Origin of the sequence: Kosakonia oryziphila (assembly GCF_900094795.1) — a bacterium.
GTDB lineage: Bacteria > Pseudomonadota > Gammaproteobacteria > Enterobacterales > Enterobacteriaceae > Kosakonia > Kosakonia oryziphila.
Genome location: NZ_FMBC01000115.1, coordinates 1 through 1,956 on the forward strand (window position 1 = coordinate 1; position 1,956 = coordinate 1,956).

The 1,956-nt window shown below is 56.2% G+C and carries 1 protein-coding gene; it reads right to left on the minus strand.

Annotated features, from left to right (window positions below; all coding sequences use genetic code 11):
• A partial coding sequence (locus tag GA0061070_RS25045) for a beta strand repeat-containing protein (protein ID WP_425256073.1) occupies positions 1–1,799 on the minus strand: 1,799 nt, incomplete at its 3' end.
• Positions 1,800–1,956: the final 157 nt, after the last annotated feature.

Sequence of the window (1,956 nt, forward strand, 5' to 3'; positions counted from 1 at the left end):
GCAAACAACTGGCTGCCGTTCACTGCGTCCGTGGAGGTTGCGGAGAGGTCACCTGCCGCCAGGTTGGTCAGTTTCTGGGCTGCGCCCGGTGCCGCCGCTGTGCCACCACTGGCGGTCATTGTGGTCACATTGCTCGTGGCGGTGCGCTGCACCACCCCCGCATTACCGGCGTTCAGCGCCGTCAGCCCGCTGTCGACTTTGGTCAGGGCGCTGCCGACGTTATTATAGGTACTGCCCTGAACGGTGTAGGACGGGGCCGTCCAGGCCCCGGTGGTGCTGTCATATGCCGCACCACCGCCCAGCGCACTCGCCACACTGGTACCCAATGCATCGGTATTAAGGTCCAGTCCCCTGACGGCCTGATACAGTTGAGAACCATTTATTGCATCGGTGGAGGTGCCGGATATTTGTCCGTCCGCCACCCCCTGTATCTGCCGGGAGCCGACAGCCACCACACCATTGGTTGGTGCCTGGTTTACAGAAAATGTCTTACCGCTGACAAAGGTATTGGCAACTGTATTCGGTGCGGTTGAAGATGTTGCTGAAGCCAGAGAGTTATTTCCGAGCGCCACACTGTTGGCCAGTGTGGCTGAGGCGTTCGCCCCCAAGGCCATACTGTTTGTTGCACCCGCATTTGCAAAACTACCCAGGGCGACAGCAGTGCCACTACTGGTCTTGGCTGACGGCCCCAGTGCCAGAGAACTCGCTCCTGTGGCGGAAGATGCTATCCCCATCGCCAGGGAGTAGTCTGAATTGGCCTTTGAATTGTTGCCAACCGCCACAGCACCGACACCATTGGTAAGGGATAGTGTCCCCAGCGCTACAGAGTTATTACCTGTTGCGGAAGATGTATCCCCCAGCGCTATGCTGTCATCCGAGTTGGCCTTCGAGCTGTTACCAATAGCTACCGCTGAAGTGCCATTGGTCAGGGATGTCGGGCCCAGTGCCACGGAATTAGCTCCCGTGGCAGATGCATTTCCACCCAGCGCCATGCTGTACGTTGAATTAGCCTTTGAAGTGTCACCGACAGCCACAGATGAAGCGGCATTAGCCTTTGAGAAGCTGCCGATACCGACAGCTGAACCGCCATTAGTCAGGGCTGATGGCCCCAGCGCCAGAGAGCTCGCTCCTGTGGCGGAAGAGCTTATCCCCATCGCCAGAGAGTAGTCTGAATTAGCCTTTGAATTGTTGCCAACCGCCACGGTACCATTGCCCGCCGATGCTGAACTTACCCCCAGCGCAACAGCGTTGTCATTGCTGGCGACGGACAACCCACCTATAGCCAGGGCGTTTGAGCCTGTTGAGTTACTCATTTCGCCAATGGCCAGTGAGCCTGATGAAGTGGTACTGGAGGATGCGCCAATAGCAATACTGGAACTGTTATTAAAACCAACAGCGGTTGAGGTTGTCTGAGCTGTCTTCCCTATCGCGATTGAACCGCTACCAGTCGCGGAAGAGAAGTTCCCCAGAGCTATACTGCTGTCTGAATTGGCCTTTGCGGTGCCCCCCATCGCCATGGAGTTTGGTCCTGTGGCAGAGGCTGACAACCCCAGCGCCATGGAGGCGATTCCCGAGGCGGAGGTCGAACTCCCCATCGCTATAGCAGAGTTTGCTGTGGCGGAGGAGTTTACCCCTATTGACACAGCTGCGACATCTGTAGCCTCAGCTTTGTTACCCATTGCAACAGCACTGCCTCCACTCGCGGTTGAAGAGTAGCCGATGGCAACGGCCGAGAGCCCGCTCCCTTTTGCAGCGGAGCCGATGGCAATGGCCCCGGCAACGCCTGTTGTTGCTGACACCACCGGAGAGCCTGCTGCTGTAACAGAAATCACATCCGTATTTGTCGCTGTATCATGTAATGTGGCGACGGCAAAAGCATTTCCGTAACCACAGGCTGAAAATAAAATAATTTCACTGATTAAAATACTCAGTTTCTTCATTCTTAAGGAAGAAACC